This is a genomic window from Saccharopolyspora sp. NPDC002376 (genome assembly GCF_053593195.1).
This window is the reverse complement of record NZ_JBSFBZ010000028.1, coordinates 43,674-59,206: the sequence shown is the minus strand read 5'-3', so window position 1 is coordinate 59,206 and position 15,533 is coordinate 43,674. Positions and strand designations below refer to the sequence as shown.

Below are 15,533 nucleotides of genomic sequence, written 5' to 3'. Positions count from 1 at the left end.
GACCGGCTCCTCTCACCCGAGTCCGCTCGTGAGAAGGGCGCTCCACCTCGGTTGCGACGATAGGGCCCATCTGCTCTACCAGCACGGTGGCCGGGATTGCCAGCGTGGTCGACGTCGGGGCGCGCAGCGATGCCCCGACGTCGAGGGGGATTCCCGTGGGGCGAGACGCGTTCGTCGAATGGGGGCAGCGGTTCGGCCACGACGAGACCGAGGTCCTCGGGCAGCTGAACGCGGCGGCCGGGCGGCACGAGCGGATCAGCCCAGACGACCTGCGCGGTATCGCCGATGAGTTCAGGCGTCCGGTAGCCGCCGTCGCCGGTTCTGCGGGGTTCTACGCGGACTTCACCGGTCCGCGCGGTGCTCGCCACATCAGGATCTGCGCGGGCACCTCGTGCTTCGTCTCAGCCGGAGGTCACCCCACGTCGGTGGCCGAAGCGGCGCTCGGCGTCGACGCTGGGCACGTCAGCACCGACGGCTCGGTGTCGTTGGCCGAGGTCCGCTGCCTGGGCTGCTGTCACGCCTCACCGGCCGCGCTCGACGGGGACACCCCGATCACCGGCCCCGACCTGGGCGGGAAGTTGCGCGGCGACGGGCATCCCGGCAGCTCGGATGCTGCGATCCCGTTCCACGTCGCGAGTCGCGAAGCCATCGCGCTCGCGGGTCTGACCGGGGCGGAAGGCTCGTGGCAGGCGTGGCCGCGGGTCGTCAGCACCGGGATCCCGGCCTCGGTTCGCGCGGAGGTCGCGCTCGCCGGTCTGCGCGGCAGGGGCGGTGCGGAGTTCCCGGTCGCGGACAAGTGGCGCGCCGCTTCCCGCGGTCCCGCGCCGCGGTTCGTCGTGGCCAACGGCGACGAAGGAGATCCCGGCTCGTTCTGCGACCGGCTGCTGCTGGAGAGCGATCCGTCCCGCGTCCTGGAAGGGCTGGCCATCGCAGGGTTCGCGGTCGGTGCGAACCGCGGCGTGGTGTTCGTCCGGTCCGAGTACCCGCTCGCGGTGGTGCGGATGCGGCAAGCCGTCGAGGCTGCCCGCGCCGCAGGGCATTTCGGCCCGGGCGTGCACGGGTCCCGGTTCGACTTCGACGTCGAGGTCGTTCAGGGCGCGGGCTCTTACGTCGCCGGTGAGGAAACAGCGCTGCTGCACGCCGTTCAGGGCTTCCGCGGCAGTGTCCGGCCCCGGCCGCCCTACCCGACCGAGTCCGGGCTCGGCGGCCGTCCCACCGCGGTCAACAACGTCGAAACGCTCGCGGCAGTGCCGTGGGTGCTGCGGCACGGCGGCGCTGCCTACGCCCAGCTCGGCAACGGGATCGAGACCGGCACCAAGCTGGTGTGCCTGAGCCAGCGGTTCCGTCGTCCCGGCGTGTACGAGGTCGAGTTCGGCGTTCCGCTGCGCTACCTCGTCGAAGCCCTCGGCGGTGGCCTCGAACCCGGATACCGGCTGCGCGCCCTGCAGGTCGGCGGGCCGCTCGGCGGTTTCCTGTCGCCCGACGACCTGGACGTCCCGCTGTTCGCCGCCGCGCTCGCCGATGCCGGGGTGGCGCTGGGGCACGGGAGCCTCGTCGCAGTCGACGACCAGATCACCGCACGGGAGCTGCTCCGGCACGTGTGGCGCTTCGCCGACGCCGAGAGCTGCGGCGCCTGCACACCGTGCCGCGTCGGCACACGCCGCGGCCGCGAGCTCGCCGACCACTTCCCTACCCGATCGGATCAGGTCCTGTCACAGCACGAGAAGCTGTTGGAAGCGATGGGCGTCGGGAGCCTGTGCGCGTTCGGCCGCAACGTTCCCGGTGCCGTGCGCAGCCTGTTCCGCGTCTACAGCGATGAGCTCCGTTCCGGAGAACGCTGATGCGCGTGACGATCGGGCGGACGGCTGTGGACGTCGCGGACGGCGCCACCGTCCTGGACGCCGTGCGCGCCAGCGGCGCAGAGCTGACCTCCCTCTGCTACGACGACCGGCTGTCCCCGCGCAGTTCCTGCCGCACCTGCCTGGTCCGCGCAGCGGGCCGGATCGTCGCCGCCTGCTCCACACCAGCGGCCGAAGGGATGCACGTGGACCTCGACGATCCCACCGCCCAGCGGGCGGCCAAGGCCGCGGTCGAGCTGATGGTCTCCGAACTCCCCGCGAGAGCGCTGGAAATCCCGCCCGAACGCAGCGAACTGGTCCGGGCCTGCGCTCGCTTCGGCATCACGGCGAGCAGTTTCACCGGCGCCGGGCACGATCACGGCACCGACCACTCCCACCCCTACGTCAAGCTCGACCGCGACCTGTGCATCGCCTGCGGGCGATGCGTGGCGATGTGCGCCGAAGTCCAGGGCACCTTCGCGTTGGAACTCACCGGGCGCGGCTTCGACACCGTCGTAACAGCCGGTGACGGCGGGCCGTGGGTCTCCTCGCCCTGCGTCGGGTGCGGCGGCTGCGTCGACAGCTGCCCCACCGGCGCGCTGTCCGAACCCGGGCTGCTCGACCTCACCCCCATCTCCACGACGACCACGACCACCTGCGGCTACTGCGGCGTCGGCTGCACCCTCGACGTCCACACCCGCAACGGCACCATCGCCGCCATCACACCGACGCACGGCGCACCGGTCAACCGCGGCCACGCCTGCATCAAGGGCCGCTTCGCGCACACCTTCACCAGCGCCGACGACCGCCTGACCGCACCGCTGTTGCGACGCGACGGCCGCCTGGTCGAAGCGAGCTGGCACGAAGCCCTCACCGAAACCGCCCGGCAGCTGACGGAGATCAGGGACCGGAACGGCCCCGACTCCATCGCCGTGATCTCCTCCGCCCGCGCCACCAACGAGGAGAACTACCTGGCCCAGAAGTTCGTCCGGACCATCATCGGCACCAACAACATCGACAACTGCTCACGCCTGTGCCACGCCCCCTCCGCCGCCGGACTCACCGCATCCTTCGGGCTCGCCGGTGGCACCAACCCGCTCGACGACCTCGACCACGCGGACTGCGTGCTGCTCGCCGGCGCGAACCCCACCGAGGCGCACCCGGTCGTCGGCGCCCGGATCAAGCAGCGAGTCCTGGCCGGAGCCCGGCTCGTCGTGATCGATCCCCGCCGCACCGAACTCGCCGCGCTGGCCGACGTCCACCTGCAGGCCCGGCCCGGATCCAACGTCGCCGTCTTCAACGCACTGGCCCACCAACTGCTCGAGGACGACCTGGTGGCGCACGACTTCCTGGCGCAGCGCACCACCGGACTCGACGAACTCACCGACCTGCTCCAGGACTACGCGCCGAACACCGCCGCCAACATCGCTGATGTTCGGTCAGCCGATTTGATCTGCGTCGCCAGGGTTTTCGGCCGCGCTCAGCACCCCGTCATCATCTACGGGCTGGGCGTCACCGAGCACGCCCACGGCACCGACGGCGTGCGCACCCTCGCCAACCTGGCCATCCTGCGCGGCTCAGTCGGCACCTCCGGCGGCTGCGGGATCCTCCCGCTGCGCGGGCAGAACAACGTCCAGGGCGCATCGGACATGGGCGCCCTCCCCGACGTCCTGCCCGGCTACCAGCCCATCACCGACTCCTCGGTCCGCGCCCGCTTCGCAGCCGCGTGGGGGCATCCGATCCCGGAACGCCCCGGCCTGCGCATCCCTCAGATGTTCGACGCCGCGATCGCCGGCGAAGTGCGGGCGCTGTACGTCATCGGCGAGGACGTCGCGCAGAGCGACCCGAACTCCGGCCACGTCCGCGCCGCGTTGCAGGCGTGCGATCTCGTGGTCTGCCACGACCTCTTCCGCTCCCGGACCGCCGAGCACGCCGACATCGTCCTTCCCGCGGCCTCTTTCCTGGAGAAGAACGGCACCTTCGTCAACTTCGACCGCCGCTTCCAACGAGTCCGGCCCGCCCTCGCACCGCCTGGAAGCGCGACGACGGACTTCGACATCCTGCACCACCTCGCCCACGCCATGGGAACGGATCTCGGCTGCCCCGAACCGGCCGACGCGCTCGCCGAATGTGCGTCCCTCACACCGGCTTTCGCCGGCCTGTCCCACCAGCGGCTCGACGCGGAAGGCCCGCTGCACTGGCCCTGCCGCTCGCCCGACCACCCCGGTGAGGCAGTGCTCTACCTGGACCGGTTCGCCACCCCGGACGGCCGGGCAGCACTAGCCGCACGCCCCTACCTCCCGCCCGGCGAACAACCCGATGCGCAGTTCCCGCACCTGATGGTCACCGGACGCCGCCTGGTCCACTACAACACCGGATCCATGACCCGCCGCACCGACAACACCGAACTGGTACCGGCCGAAACCCTCGAACTCCACCCCGTCGACGCCGCGCAGCTGGGCGTGGCAGAAGGCACGGCCGTGACCGTCGCCAGCCGTTGGGGCCGCACCACCCTGACCGCCCACCTCAGCGGGGACGTCGTACCGGGGCAGGTCTTCGCGGCGTTCCACTTCCCCGACGCGGCGCTGAACGACCTCACGTCGCCCCACGTCGACGCGGTCACCGGATGCCCCGAGTACAAGGTCACCGCAGTGCGCGTGCAGCCCGCCGAGCCGTAGCCCCGATCCCGGATCGAGGTCGATCGCCCCTCCCGCAGTCCCGTCGCCACCGGCACAGTGGACATCGCAGGCTCCCTCAGCAGCGACCGTTGAGCTCGGGAGGGCAGATGCAAGCCCAGGACATCATGTCGCGGCCGGTGGTCACCGTCCACGACTTCGACTCGATCCGGACCGCGGCCGCGGTTCTGGCAGAGCACGGCTTCACCGCCGTGCCGGTGACCGGTGAAGACAAGCGTCTTATCGGGATCGTCACCGAGGCCGACCTGATCCGAGGCGCGATTCCGCACGATGCCCGCAGCGCCGTCCGCGACGAGCCGCGCAGCGCACCGCCGGCCGTCGTCGACCAGGTCATGACGAGGAAGGTCCGCACGGCTGCGCCGGACACCGACTGCGCCGACATCGCCGAGATGATGCTCAAACACGACCTGCGCGCCGTACCCGTCGTGCAGAACCGCGTCGTCGTCGGCATCGTCACCAGACGCGACCTCATGCGTGGACTCACCCTGGACGACATCGAGATCGGCCGCATCATCCGCCGCAACCTCGATCGCTGCGGGGGATTCGAGGACTGGCCGGTGCAAGTGCGCCACGGCGCAGTGGTGATGACAGACCCGGTCCGCGCCCCGTCCCGCCACCACGTCGCCCGTGCGCTGGCGCTAGCAGCCCCGGGGACGCGCCAGGTGACGGTGGTCGAAGGCCCCGCCCGCTCGTAGCCGCTGCGCTCCCCGGAGGTGACCGCGAAAACCCAAGAGATCCCGGCCCCGCCGCCTGTGCACACGAGAACGCCCACCACAGGGCAACGGTGATCCCCGCCGGAAACCAGGGAAACCGCACGCGAGTGATGAGCCAGCCATGTCCGAACCCCACGCACCCGGCCATCCGGTCGTGCACCAAGCCCGAACCTGGTACGAACCTGCCCTGCTGGCGGTCACGACTGCCGCGCTGCTGGCCGGTATCACCGCCTGGGCGGTCGGTAACTCCGGTGCGGCCGATGTGGCATGGGCGGTCGGCACCGCGATTGCGATCGCACCGGCGCTCGGGTGGCTGGTCCAGGCCCTGCGGCAGGGCAGGACCGGGGTCGATCTCATCGCGGTGCTCTCGCTGGGCGGCACTCTGGCCGTGCACGAGTACCTGGCCGGAGCGCTGGTCGCGGTCATGCTGGCCTCCGGGCGGGCGCTGGATTCCGCGGCGCAGCGCCGGGCCGCCCACGACCTCCGCGCGTTGTTGGAGCACGCGCCCCGCTTCGCCCGCCGGCACACCCCCAGTGGGCTCGAAACCGTCGCAGTGGACCAGATCCGCGCCGATGACGTGCTGCTGGTCGCTCCCGGCGAAGTGGTCCCCGTCGACGGTCGGGTGGTCAGCGACCGCGCCGTGCTCGACGAGTCGGTGCTGACCGGGGAGGCGGTCCAGGTTGAGCGGGCCGCCGATGCTCCGGTGCGCAGCGGGGTCGTCAACGCCGGTGGCGCCTTCGACCTGCGCGCTGAGGCCTCCGCTGCGGACAGCACCTACGCCGGGATCGTGCGGTTGGCGCAGCAGGCCGACGCGGAGCGCGCACCGGTCGTCCGGATCGCAGATCGGTACGCGACGTGGTTCCTGCCCTTCGCGCTGCTGGTGGCCGGGGCGGGCTGGCTGCTCGACGGCACGCCCGTCGGCGCCGTTGCGGTCCTGGTGGTGGCGACACCGTGCCCGCTGCTGCTGGCCGTGCCGGTGGCAGTCGTATCCGGTATGTCGCGGGCGTCCCGGATCGGCGTGATCGTCCGCGACGGTGCGGCGTTGGAGGACCTCGGCCGGGCCAGCACCGCGATCCTGGACAAGACCGGAACCCTGACCTCGGGGCGCCCGACGGTCATCGACGTCGTCGCAGCGCCCGGTCACAGCGCCGCAGAGGTGCTCCGGCTCGCGGCGTCCCTGGACCAGGCATCGCCGCACGTGCTTGCCGAAGCCATCGTCGAGCACGCCCGACAGCGGAACCTCGCCCTGACACCACCGCACGCCGCGCACGAGCAACCAGGCCGTGGAATGACCGGAGTCGTCGGTGGAAAACGCGTCGAAGTCGGCAAGCTCGAGCTCCCACCCGACCGGCCGGCCTGGACCGATGCCGCGCTGAACCGGGCGATGCTCGATGCCGCGGCCATCGCCTGGGTCCGCTGCGAGGGCGACCTGCTGGGCGCCGTGCTGCTGCACGATCCGATGCGCAGGGACGCGCCCATCACGCTCAGGAGACTTCGGCAGTCGGGACTGCGCCGACTCGTCATGCTCACCGGGGACCGTGCCGAACCCGCCCGGGAAGTCGCCACCGTGCTGGGGCTGGACTGGGTGCACGCCGAACGCACACCGGCGGAGAAGGTCGCGTGCGTGCGCGCGGAGAGCGAAGCGGCCACCACCGTCATGGTCGGCGACGGCGTCAACGATGCCCCCGCGCTGGCGGCAGCCTCCGTCGGGGTCGCGATGGGTGCTCGCGGGTCCACCGCGTCCTCGGAGGCTGCCGACGTCGTGCTCACCGCCGACCGGCTCGACAGGTTGGCCGACGCCATGAGCATCGCCCGCCGCTCGACGGCGATCGCCGTGCAGAGCGCTGCCGCCGGCATGGTCCTGTCGATCATCGCGATGGGCTTCGCCGCAGCCGGCTGGCTGCCCCCGGCAGCAGGTGCGCTGCTGCAGGAGGGCATCGACGTGGCGGTCATCGGCAATTCGCTCCGGGCCTTGCGCGGCGGACGTCGTCACGGGCAGCGCGTACCACCTTCGACGGAGGAACTCCTGCACCGCTTCGCGACCGCGCAGGACGAGCTGCGCGAAACCCTCCACCTAATCCGCGACACCGCAGCGCTCGTCACCGAATCCGCTGGGTTGGCAAAAGCCCTGTCCGCACTGCGCCGCACCTCGGAGTTCCTGGACCAGCAGCTGATCCCGCACGAACAAGCGGAGGAAGCCCGGCTCTACCCCGCGCTGGCCGGCCCGCTGGGCAGCCCGGACGCGACCGCGACCATGAGCCGCATGCACGCCGAGATCGACCGGCTCAGCCGCCGAGCCGCCGCCCACCTGGCGTTGGCCGAATCCCACGGCCAGATCGGCGACGACCAGGTCGAAGACCTGCTCGCCACCCTGTACGGGCTGAACGCCGTGCTCCGCCTCCACTTCACGCAGGAGGAGGAAAACTACTTCGCGCTCACCGACCGCTCCGTGGGTCGCTGAACCTGCACCCCCAGCTGTGGCTTAGAACTGCTGGCGGCGGGTCCACTTCGGTCCTACGACCTCCCATTCCTTGGCCCAGGAACGGGATGCCAGTGCCTCTCCTGCAGCTCGGACGCAGGCGACGAGCGCGATGCACAGCACCTCTCCCGACACCAAGGCCCCGAATGCCGACCCGGTGGCCGACCCGCGGATCTGGCGTTCGCTCAGCGGAGGTGCCGAGAGCCGGTCCGAGGTGTCGACCCACACCTGGATCGCGCTGCCCACGTCGGTGCTCGGCGCCACCGCGGCCGTCGCGAAGTGCGGAGTTCCGTCCGCCCCAGTCCAGCGCACCTCGGCCGAGTAGTGCTGGGGCTTGACGTCGGGAGCGGTCCCGACTGCGTCGGCAATGGGAGGGTTGAGCACGGTCGCGTCGACCTGGTGCCGCGTGGCAGCGGCGGCTGCGGCAGCGCGCGAGGCCGCGTCGTACGACGTCTCCCCCACCACGACCGCCACCACCGGGACACCGAGGATGGCGAAGAGGACCAGTCCGAGAACCAACGTGGCGACGACCTTGTCCAAGCGGCGCCGCAACGGATTCGACGTCAGCCCCATCGCTCGCGCACACCAGCGAAGATTCATCGGATGCTCCTGGAACGGACTGATTCCAGGCTGTTCGCTTCGCGGTTCCCGCTTAAGAGTCCTTCGTCCCAGCAAACCGTCAGCTCCGCTCGGAACCGGGCGGCCGCCCCTCGTCGAGTGCCCACCGCCGCAGCAGAACTTCGGACCGTTCCTGCTCTTCGAGCGCGAAGTCCGCGGCGATCAGCGCGTTTCGCAGCTTCGGGACCCAGTACCGCCGCAACATGCGCACCCGCTGCCGGGTCGTGGCGATCTCGGCGCGGACGAGCCGCAACGCCGCGCGGTCAGCGGCGTGCCGCAGCGCGACGTCGAGCGCGGCGTCGTGCGCTTCTGCCGCTTCGATCATCGCCGGACCGCACGGGACCGAGGTGCGGTCGTGGGGTGGCGGGGTGCGGCTGGTGCCGACCGGGTAGCGCACCCCCATCGACGCCGTCCAGTGCACGGACACATCAGTCGTCGACCCCGGATCCGCCATGCGCAGCCCGTCTCGGCCACCGAGCAGGACCGCGCGGAGCAACCAGTCTTCGGCTGCTGCCGCCGACCGCGCCCAGTCCCGGCCGCTGGCTTCCGCGCGTGCTGCCAACCGGTGCTCCTCTTGCTGCAGGGCCCGCATCTTCTGGTCCAGCAGGGCAGCGCCTCGTTCGGCGACCTCCAGCCGTCGGCGCAGCCGCATCCGACCTGCGCGCCCAGGGGGAATCCTGATCTCGGCCACGATGATCACCCGGCTCGGTGAAGGTCGACGAGGTCGCCCGGCAGCATGGTCAGCTCGCGGTCCGGTAGGTGCAGGAGCACCTGCCAGGCGCGGTCGAGCGTGTCGTCGAAGTTGCGGGACTCGTCCGGGCGCTGGGCGACCAGGTCGCGCCGGAACGCTTCCTCGAACTCGAGGTAGGCCCGGTCGGTCCGGCTCAACGCCGTCGCCCCGATCAGGTCGGAGAGCTCCCGCACCTGTCTGGCCCGCGCGAGCGCTGCGACGAGCTGCGCGGCCACCGGCAGGTGGTCCGCGCGAGTGCGGTTCGGGCCCGCTCCGGCGCGCATGAGGCGGGACAGCGAGGACAGCGGATCGATCGGCGGGTAACCGCCCCGATCCCGCGACAGCACGACCTGACCTTCGGTGATGTAGCCGGTCAGGTCGGGTACGGGGTGGGTGATGTCGCCGCCTGGCATGGTGAGCACGGGCAGCACAGTCACCGATCCCGCCCGGCCCCGGATCCGGCCGCACCGCTCGTAGACCGCCGCCAGGTCGCTGTAGAGGTAGCCGGGGTAGGCGCGGCGCCCCGGGATCTCGCCCCGCGCCGCGGAGATCTCGCGGAGGGCCTCGGCGTAGCTGGTCATGTCGCTGAGCACGACGAGCACGTGCCGACCCGCGTCGAAGGCCAGCTCCTCGGCGATGGTCAGCGCAAGCCTCGGGGTGAGGATCCGCTCGATCACCGGATCGTCGGCGGTGTTGACCAGCAGCGCGAGCTCGCCGGCGGCGGACCGGCGGGCTAGGGCGTCGCGGACGTACGCGACGTCACTATGGGTCAGGCCCATGCCGGCGAACACCACAGAGAACGGCTCACCTCCGGCGGTGGCTTGCGCCGCGATCTGCGTCGCCAGCTCCAGGTGCGGCAGGCCCGGCGGGGAGAACACCGGCAGCTTCTGTCCGCGCACCAAGGTTGTCAGTGCGTCCACTGCGGACAGTCCGGTGAGCACTGGTTCGGCCGGGGGTTCGCGGTGCACCGGGTTGATCGGCGCGCCCGTCACATCGGCCAGCCGTGCGCCGAACACCGGCGGTCCGCCGTCGACGGGGTCGCCGCGTCCGTTGCAGACGCGTCCCAGCCACGCCGGTCCGACCGGGATGCGCAGCGGTTCACCGGTGAACTCCACCTGGGTTCCGGCGGTGTCCATCCCGGCAGTGCCCTCCAGCACCTCGACGACGGCCAGCTCCCGGTCGGCCTCCAGCACCAGGCCGTGCCGGACCTCCCCGGTGGCCAGCTGGATCCGCGCGAACTCGTCCCAGCCAACGCCGTGCACACCGGTGACGACCACCAGCGGGCCGCGGAGCTCGCGGATCCCGGTGTACTCGACGCGCGGCCCGGCGGTCACGGCGCCATCTCCTGCAGCTGGGCGAGCACTGCACCGCACCGGCGCACGGCTTCCGCGGCGTCGTGCGGGCCGACCTCTTCCCGCACCCGCGCCAGGGGCGCGAAGTCGAACTCCTCGACCTCTTCGGCGGCAACCCCTTCGGCCACCAGGTGTTGACACTCATCGACGACCGCCAGCACGCCTTCGACCAGTGCCACCGCTTTCTCCAACGGACAGAAGGAGTCCGATGTGGACAGAGCGTTCTGCTGCAGGACCGCTTCGCGCAGCAACCGCCCGCCGAGCAGCACCATCCGCTCCCGCTCCGGCAGGGCACCGACCCCGACGAGCTCGGCGAACTCGGCCAGCCGATCGGACTCGGCGAGCAGGTCCACCACCCGGGCACGACGCCGCGACCACCCCGGATCACCGAACCGCTCCTGGTGGTGCGCCACGAGTTCGGCATCGCGGGAGAACGACTCCGACCACGACACCGCCGGGTAGTGCCGCGCGTAGGCAAGATCTCGGTCGAGCGCCCACCGGCACCGCACGAACCGCTCCGTGTGTACGGTCACCGGCTCCGTGACGTCCCCGCCCGGCGGGGACACCGCGCCCAGGATGGTCACCGACCCCGCAGATCCACCGAGCGCGTCGACGGCCCCGGCCCGCTCGTAGAACGCCGCCAGCGCCGACGCCAGATCGGCGGGATAGCCCTCCTCGGCGGGAAGTGCCCCGGTGCGGGAGGCGAACTCGCGCAGCGCTTCGGCCCAGCGGGAGGTGGAATCGGCGATGACCACCACGTCGTGGCCCATGTCGCGGAAGTGCTCGGCGACGGTCACCCCGGTGTAGATGCTGGCTTCCCGGGCCATCATCGGCATGTTCGAGGTGTTGGCGATGACCACCGTGCGGTCGGCGAGCCGACCACCGGTGCGAGGGTCTTCGAGCGCGAACAGCTCGGCGACGATCTCGGCCATCTCGTTACCGCGCTCACCGCAGCCGACGTAGACGATCACGTCGGCGTCGCACCACTTGGCCACCTGCTGCAGCAGCACGGTCTTGCCCGTGCCGAAACCTCCCGGAACCCCAGCGGTGCTGCCCCGCGCGACGGGGAACAGCACGTCCAGCACGCGCTGTCCCGTGCGCAGGGGCCCGACCTCCTCGCGCCGACCCCGGTGCGGGCGAGGACGGCGCACCGGCCAGTCGGTCCACAGGCCAACCGGTGCACCGTCGACCTTCGCGATCACGGCGTCCTGCGGCTGTTGGCCCTCAGCCAGCTCCTGCACCACGCCTGCGATGCCCGGCGGCACGAGCACCCGGTACTCCGGCGGCCCGATGTCCCGCACGACGCCGAGCAGGTCTCCCGCTGCCACGCGGTCACCCACCACCGTTCGCGGCTCGAACTGCCACGTTCTCCTCGCCTCGGTCTGGGCTGCGCCCGCGACCAGGAACGTCGGCGCTGTGGACAGGGGGCGCAGCAGTCCGTCGAAGACGTTGCCCAGCAGGCCCGGGCCGAGATGGGCGACCAGCGGTGTTCCCCTCGGCAGCACCGGTTCGCCGGGCGCGAGCCCACCGGTGTACTCGTAGGCCTGCACAGTGACGACTCCATCGCGGATCGCCACGACCTCTCCCGGCAGACCTGCGGGGCCGAGCGCGACCAGCTCCGACATCGCGACCGGTCCCAGCCCTTCGACCTCCACCAGCGGCCCGGTGACCCGCCTGATCCGCCCTGCGCTCATGGCGTCCACAGCCGTTCCACGTCGGCACCCAGTTCCTCGACCGCACGTGCCGCGGCCGTGCGGAAGCTGAGGTCCACCAGGCGTCCCGGCACCCGCCCGATCACGCCGCCACCGGGTGCGTCGACCACCTCTGCTTCGCCGCCGAGGGCCGATCGCGCCCTGCTCCGCAACCGATCCCGCAGCGCCTGGTCGTCCCGCTGGGAAAGTCGTGCGGTGACCTCGGCGATCAGTTCCTCGAAGACCTCGCGCTGCGCGGCCAGCTCCACCGCCCGTTCGGAGCGGCGGCGGCGAGCTTCGTTCGCACTGCGTGCGGCTGCGGCATCCTCGTGACCTCGCGCAACCGCTTCGTCGACGGCAGCGCTGCTGGCCTCCCGCGCATCGGCGATCAAGGTTTCGGCTTCCCGGCGGGCGTCGAGCAATTCCGCGTCGGCCTCGCGCCGCGCTCGAGCGATCACGCCATCGCGCAGCGGGACCAGCGCATTCCGCATCGGGGCGGTCATGGCGGAAGCACCACGACGAGGGGTGATGCGCGCCCGTCCAGCCGCTCGCCGAGTACCTCGGCAGCGGTCGGCGTCAAGATCACCACTGCGACGCCGTCGTCCAGCCCCTCCCACGACCGCTGCACGGACGGTGCGTCTTCCGCCGCCAGGACGACGACTCCGGCGAGGCGCCAGCCCTGCACCTTCAGCTGTTCTCCGATCGCCACAACGGTTCCCACGGCGGTCACGCCTTGCCGATGAGGATGACCGACACGATCAACCCGTAGATGGCGATTCCCTCGGCCAGACCGACGATGACCATGGCCCGGCCGAACAGCTCGGGCCGCTCGCTGAGCGCGGCCAACGCCGCCGCACCGGTGTAGGCCACGGCGATTGACGCACCGATCGACGAACCCGCGACCGAGATCGCCGCGCCGAGCAGCGCAGCCCAGTTTCCGCTCGACGGGTCGGGCGGAACCGCTGCGGGAACGGCCTCTGCAGCACCACCCGTCAGCACCGCGATCAACACCACCACGGCCGCCAACAACAGGACCGCGTCGAGGGCGAGGAAGACCCCCAACACCGCGCGGCCCTTGCGCCGCAGCAGGAGCAGCGCGCCGAACACCGCCACCAGAAACACGGGCAATCCCAGCAACCAGGCGATCACGGCGCCTCCTCTGACCAGTCCTCCACCGGCACGTGCCAGGGCTGAAAAGGCCTGCCCTCGACGGCGAAAACGCGCGAGAACAGCTCGTAGAACTCCAGGCGCAGGGCCTGGATCCCGGCCACCAGCGCCTCCAGCGCGAAGGCGAGGGCGTTTCCTACCGCGAAGAGACTGATCGCCCCCAGCGCCCCCAGCGGACCCGCTCCGAACAGCGCAACGGTGCCCTGCCACACCAACCAGCCCAGCGCGGCGTGGGTGAGACCGAAAGCGGCCAACCGCGCGAACGAAACCAGGTTCGACCCGACGCGGACAACTGCGTCGAACGCCTGCACCCCCGACTGGAGCGCGCCGGCCGCCCCGCCGCTCGTCGTGGCGTAGTACCCGGCACCGGCCAGCAGAACTCCCACGACCGCAATTCCGCCGCCGACGGCGGCCAGCACGCCGCTGGACAGGTAGAGGCCGCCTGCCACGCACCCGATACCGAGGAGCAGAGCCGCTCCGGCGATTCCTGATGAGGCGTAGACGGCGAGCTGCGGACCGCCCTCGCGCCACCGGTTGACGATCGCGACCGCGTACGCCGCCGCGAGCAGCACCGCACCCACGGCGACCGCCGAGGTCAGCAGCAGGATCGGATCGGCCAGCGGTGCCAGCCACAGCACAGGCACCACTCCGGTCGGACCGAAGAACTCCCCGTACAGCAGGCCGAACACCGCACCGGTGACACCGGCACCCGCTACGAACGGCCACGCATGACGCCACTTCGCCAGCCGACCCGGCCACCCGGACGCCAACAGAGCCCCGGCCAGCACCAGCAGGAGGCCGTGCCCGAGATCGCCGAACATCATCCCGAACATCAGAACGTAGGCGACCCCGGCCGGCAACGTCGGATCCACGTCGGGATAGGCGACGGTGCCGTAGGTCCGCACCACGCCGGAGAACGACCGACGCACCGGCCCGCCCGGGCGCAGCGCAGTCGGTGGATCGACACCGCGCGGAGCGGGAAGCGGTACCACCGCGCCACCGATCGCCGCCAGATCTTCGGCCAGTCCGGGCAGATCCGGGCGCGCGCACCACCCGGTCAGCCCGGCCACCGAGCCGCGTCGAACCGCAATCGCCGAGTGGCCTTCGAGCTCCGCCTCACCGGCCATGAGGTCGGCCCGGCCAGCGCGTTCCAGGAGGTCCAGGTCGGGCTGCTGCGCCGCCAACTTCGGCGTGACCTCGCCCCCTCCCGCGCGGTGCAGCCGCTGCTCCGCCTCGCCACCGGGCTCGCCGCCCGGCTCGAACTGGACCACCCCGGCTCCGGCCACCCGCACCAACACCTCGCGGAGCGAATCCACCGGCGCGAGGACGGCCACTCGCTGCATCCGGACCGGCAGCACCGCCTCACGCCAGGACATCGAAGGCCTCCAACAGCCGACCGCCGCGAGCCGAGATCTCCAGCGCAGCCCGCACCTTCCGGGCATCGACCCCTAGCAGCGCCGCGCACCCGACGACGATGTCCGGCCCGAATCCAGTGGTCCGCAACAACTCGCGGCAATCGCGGGCCACCCGATCCCACCAGCGGACCTCCGCCCGCCACAACTCATCCGGATCGTCCACATCGGACATGACCCATCGGGCGTCGCCGTGCAGTCGGGCCCGCAGATCGGTGAACGAACCGGATCCGACGGCATCGGTGCCGAGCAGGACGGCGGCTCGGCGGACCGTCGGTTCCGCCAGCGGCTGTTCTGCGAGGAACCGCTCGCGTGCGAAAAGCAGTGCGGCGCCACCGGCTGCCCAGTCCTGCGCTTGCGGCACGCGCTCGGCCACCCGCACCGCCCACGCGAGCTGCACTCCCACAGCGATCGTTCGGGGAGTCGATCCACCGGGATCGCCCCACGGCGACGCGGCGAGCGCCTGCCGCATCTGTTCTGGGCTCCCCGCCTGAGCCAACCTCGGCCATGACACAGCCAGCGAACCCAGGCGGTACGGCGGAGCCCCCTGCTGCTGGACCTGCTCCACGACGTTGACCACCTCGAACCAGCCCGCCAACGCCCGGACCGACTCCGCACCGTCGCGAGGCAACCACCCGGCCAGCACGCGCAGGTGCCACAGCACCGTCGCAGCCACCGCACGCTCGGCGGCCTCAAGCGATTGACCAGGACGAACCTCGCGCTGGTACGGCCCTGCCGCCAGCTGCTGCAACGCCTCCCCCAATGAAGCGCACGACGCCAGTTCCCGCGCGCCGCCCGCACCCACGCGGCGGCAGAGGATCGATCTGGCTCGCACGC

The 15,533-nt window shown here is 71.5% G+C and carries 13 protein-coding genes; 4 read left to right on the top strand and 9 right to left on the bottom strand.

Going from position 1 to position 15,533, the window contains the following annotated elements; translation table 11 throughout:
* Positions 1-86 precede the first annotated feature (86 nt).
* From ACWCO2_RS19835 to ACWCO2_RS19820, 4 genes are all read left to right on the top strand, one after another.
* A complete protein-coding gene (locus tag ACWCO2_RS19835; protein WP_450129208.1) occupies positions 87-1,841 on the top strand; it encodes an NAD(P)H-dependent oxidoreductase subunit E in 1,755 nt (584 codons plus the stop codon).
* Positions 1,841-4,516 (top strand): formate dehydrogenase subunit alpha, encoded by a 2,676-nt coding sequence (fdhF, locus tag ACWCO2_RS19830; protein WP_450129207.1) that lies wholly within the window; start codon positions 1,841-1,843, stop codon positions 4,514-4,516. The genes ACWCO2_RS19835 and fdhF overlap by 1 nt, the downstream gene beginning before the upstream one ends.
* A 107-nt stretch (positions 4,517-4,623) precedes the next feature.
* Complete coding sequence (locus ACWCO2_RS19825; RefSeq protein ID WP_450129206.1) at positions 4,624-5,229, top strand: CBS domain-containing protein; 606 nt, start codon at positions 4,624-4,626, stop codon at positions 5,227-5,229.
* A gap of 139 nt (positions 5,230-5,368) precedes the next feature.
* On the top strand, positions 5,369-7,708 hold the full coding sequence (locus ACWCO2_RS19820) for a heavy metal translocating P-type ATPase (RefSeq protein WP_450129205.1): 2,340 nt from the start codon (positions 5,369-5,371) through the stop codon (positions 7,706-7,708).
* Positions 7,709-7,729: 21 nt separating this feature from the next.
* On the opposite strand, the gene ACWCO2_RS19815 is transcribed toward ACWCO2_RS19820, so the two are convergent.
* The 9 genes from ACWCO2_RS19815 to ACWCO2_RS19775 form a co-directional block, all read right to left on the bottom strand.
* Entirely contained in the window at positions 7,730-8,326 is a 597-nt protein-coding gene (locus ACWCO2_RS19815; RefSeq protein WP_450129204.1) for an Rv1733c family protein, read from the bottom strand.
* A 79-nt stretch (positions 8,327-8,405) separates the two neighbouring features.
* A complete protein-coding gene (locus ACWCO2_RS19810) occupies positions 8,406-9,035 on the bottom strand; it encodes a V-type ATP synthase subunit D (protein WP_450129203.1) in 630 nt (209 codons plus the stop codon).
* Between the two features lie 5 nt (positions 9,036-9,040).
* Entirely contained in the window at positions 9,041-10,408 is a 1,368-nt protein-coding gene (locus tag ACWCO2_RS19805) for a V-type ATP synthase subunit B (protein ID WP_450129202.1), read from the bottom strand.
* Positions 10,405-12,120, bottom strand: coding sequence for a V-type ATP synthase subunit A (locus ACWCO2_RS19800; RefSeq protein ID WP_450129245.1), 1,716 nt, complete (start codon positions 12,118-12,120; stop codon positions 10,405-10,407). The genes ACWCO2_RS19805 and ACWCO2_RS19800 overlap by 4 nt, the downstream gene beginning before the upstream one ends.
* Positions 12,117-12,620 (bottom strand): hypothetical protein, encoded by a 504-nt coding sequence (locus ACWCO2_RS19795; RefSeq protein WP_450129201.1) that lies wholly within the window; start codon positions 12,618-12,620, stop codon positions 12,117-12,119. Before ACWCO2_RS19795 ends, ACWCO2_RS19800 begins: the two co-directional genes overlap by 4 nt.
* Positions 12,617-12,847 carry a hypothetical protein gene (locus ACWCO2_RS19790; RefSeq protein WP_450129200.1) on the bottom strand — a complete coding sequence of 77 codons (231 nt, stop codon included), beginning with the start codon at positions 12,845-12,847 and terminating at the stop codon, positions 12,617-12,619. The genes ACWCO2_RS19795 and ACWCO2_RS19790 overlap by 4 nt, the downstream gene beginning before the upstream one ends.
* The gene (locus ACWCO2_RS19785) at positions 12,844-13,266 is read right to left on the bottom strand and encodes an ATP synthase subunit C (RefSeq protein ID WP_450129199.1); all 423 of its coding nucleotides are present in this window, start codon (positions 13,264-13,266) and stop codon (positions 12,844-12,846) included. Before ACWCO2_RS19785 ends, ACWCO2_RS19790 begins: the two co-directional genes overlap by 4 nt.
* Positions 13,263-14,660 (bottom strand): V-type ATPase 116kDa subunit family protein, encoded by a 1,398-nt coding sequence (locus ACWCO2_RS19780; protein WP_450129198.1) that lies wholly within the window; start codon positions 14,658-14,660, stop codon positions 13,263-13,265. Before ACWCO2_RS19780 ends, ACWCO2_RS19785 begins: the two co-directional genes overlap by 4 nt.
* Positions 14,647-15,531, bottom strand: coding sequence for a hypothetical protein (locus ACWCO2_RS19775; protein ID WP_450129197.1), 885 nt, complete (start codon positions 15,529-15,531; stop codon positions 14,647-14,649). Before ACWCO2_RS19775 ends, ACWCO2_RS19780 begins: the two co-directional genes overlap by 14 nt.
* Between the last annotated feature and the right edge of the window lie 2 nt (positions 15,532-15,533).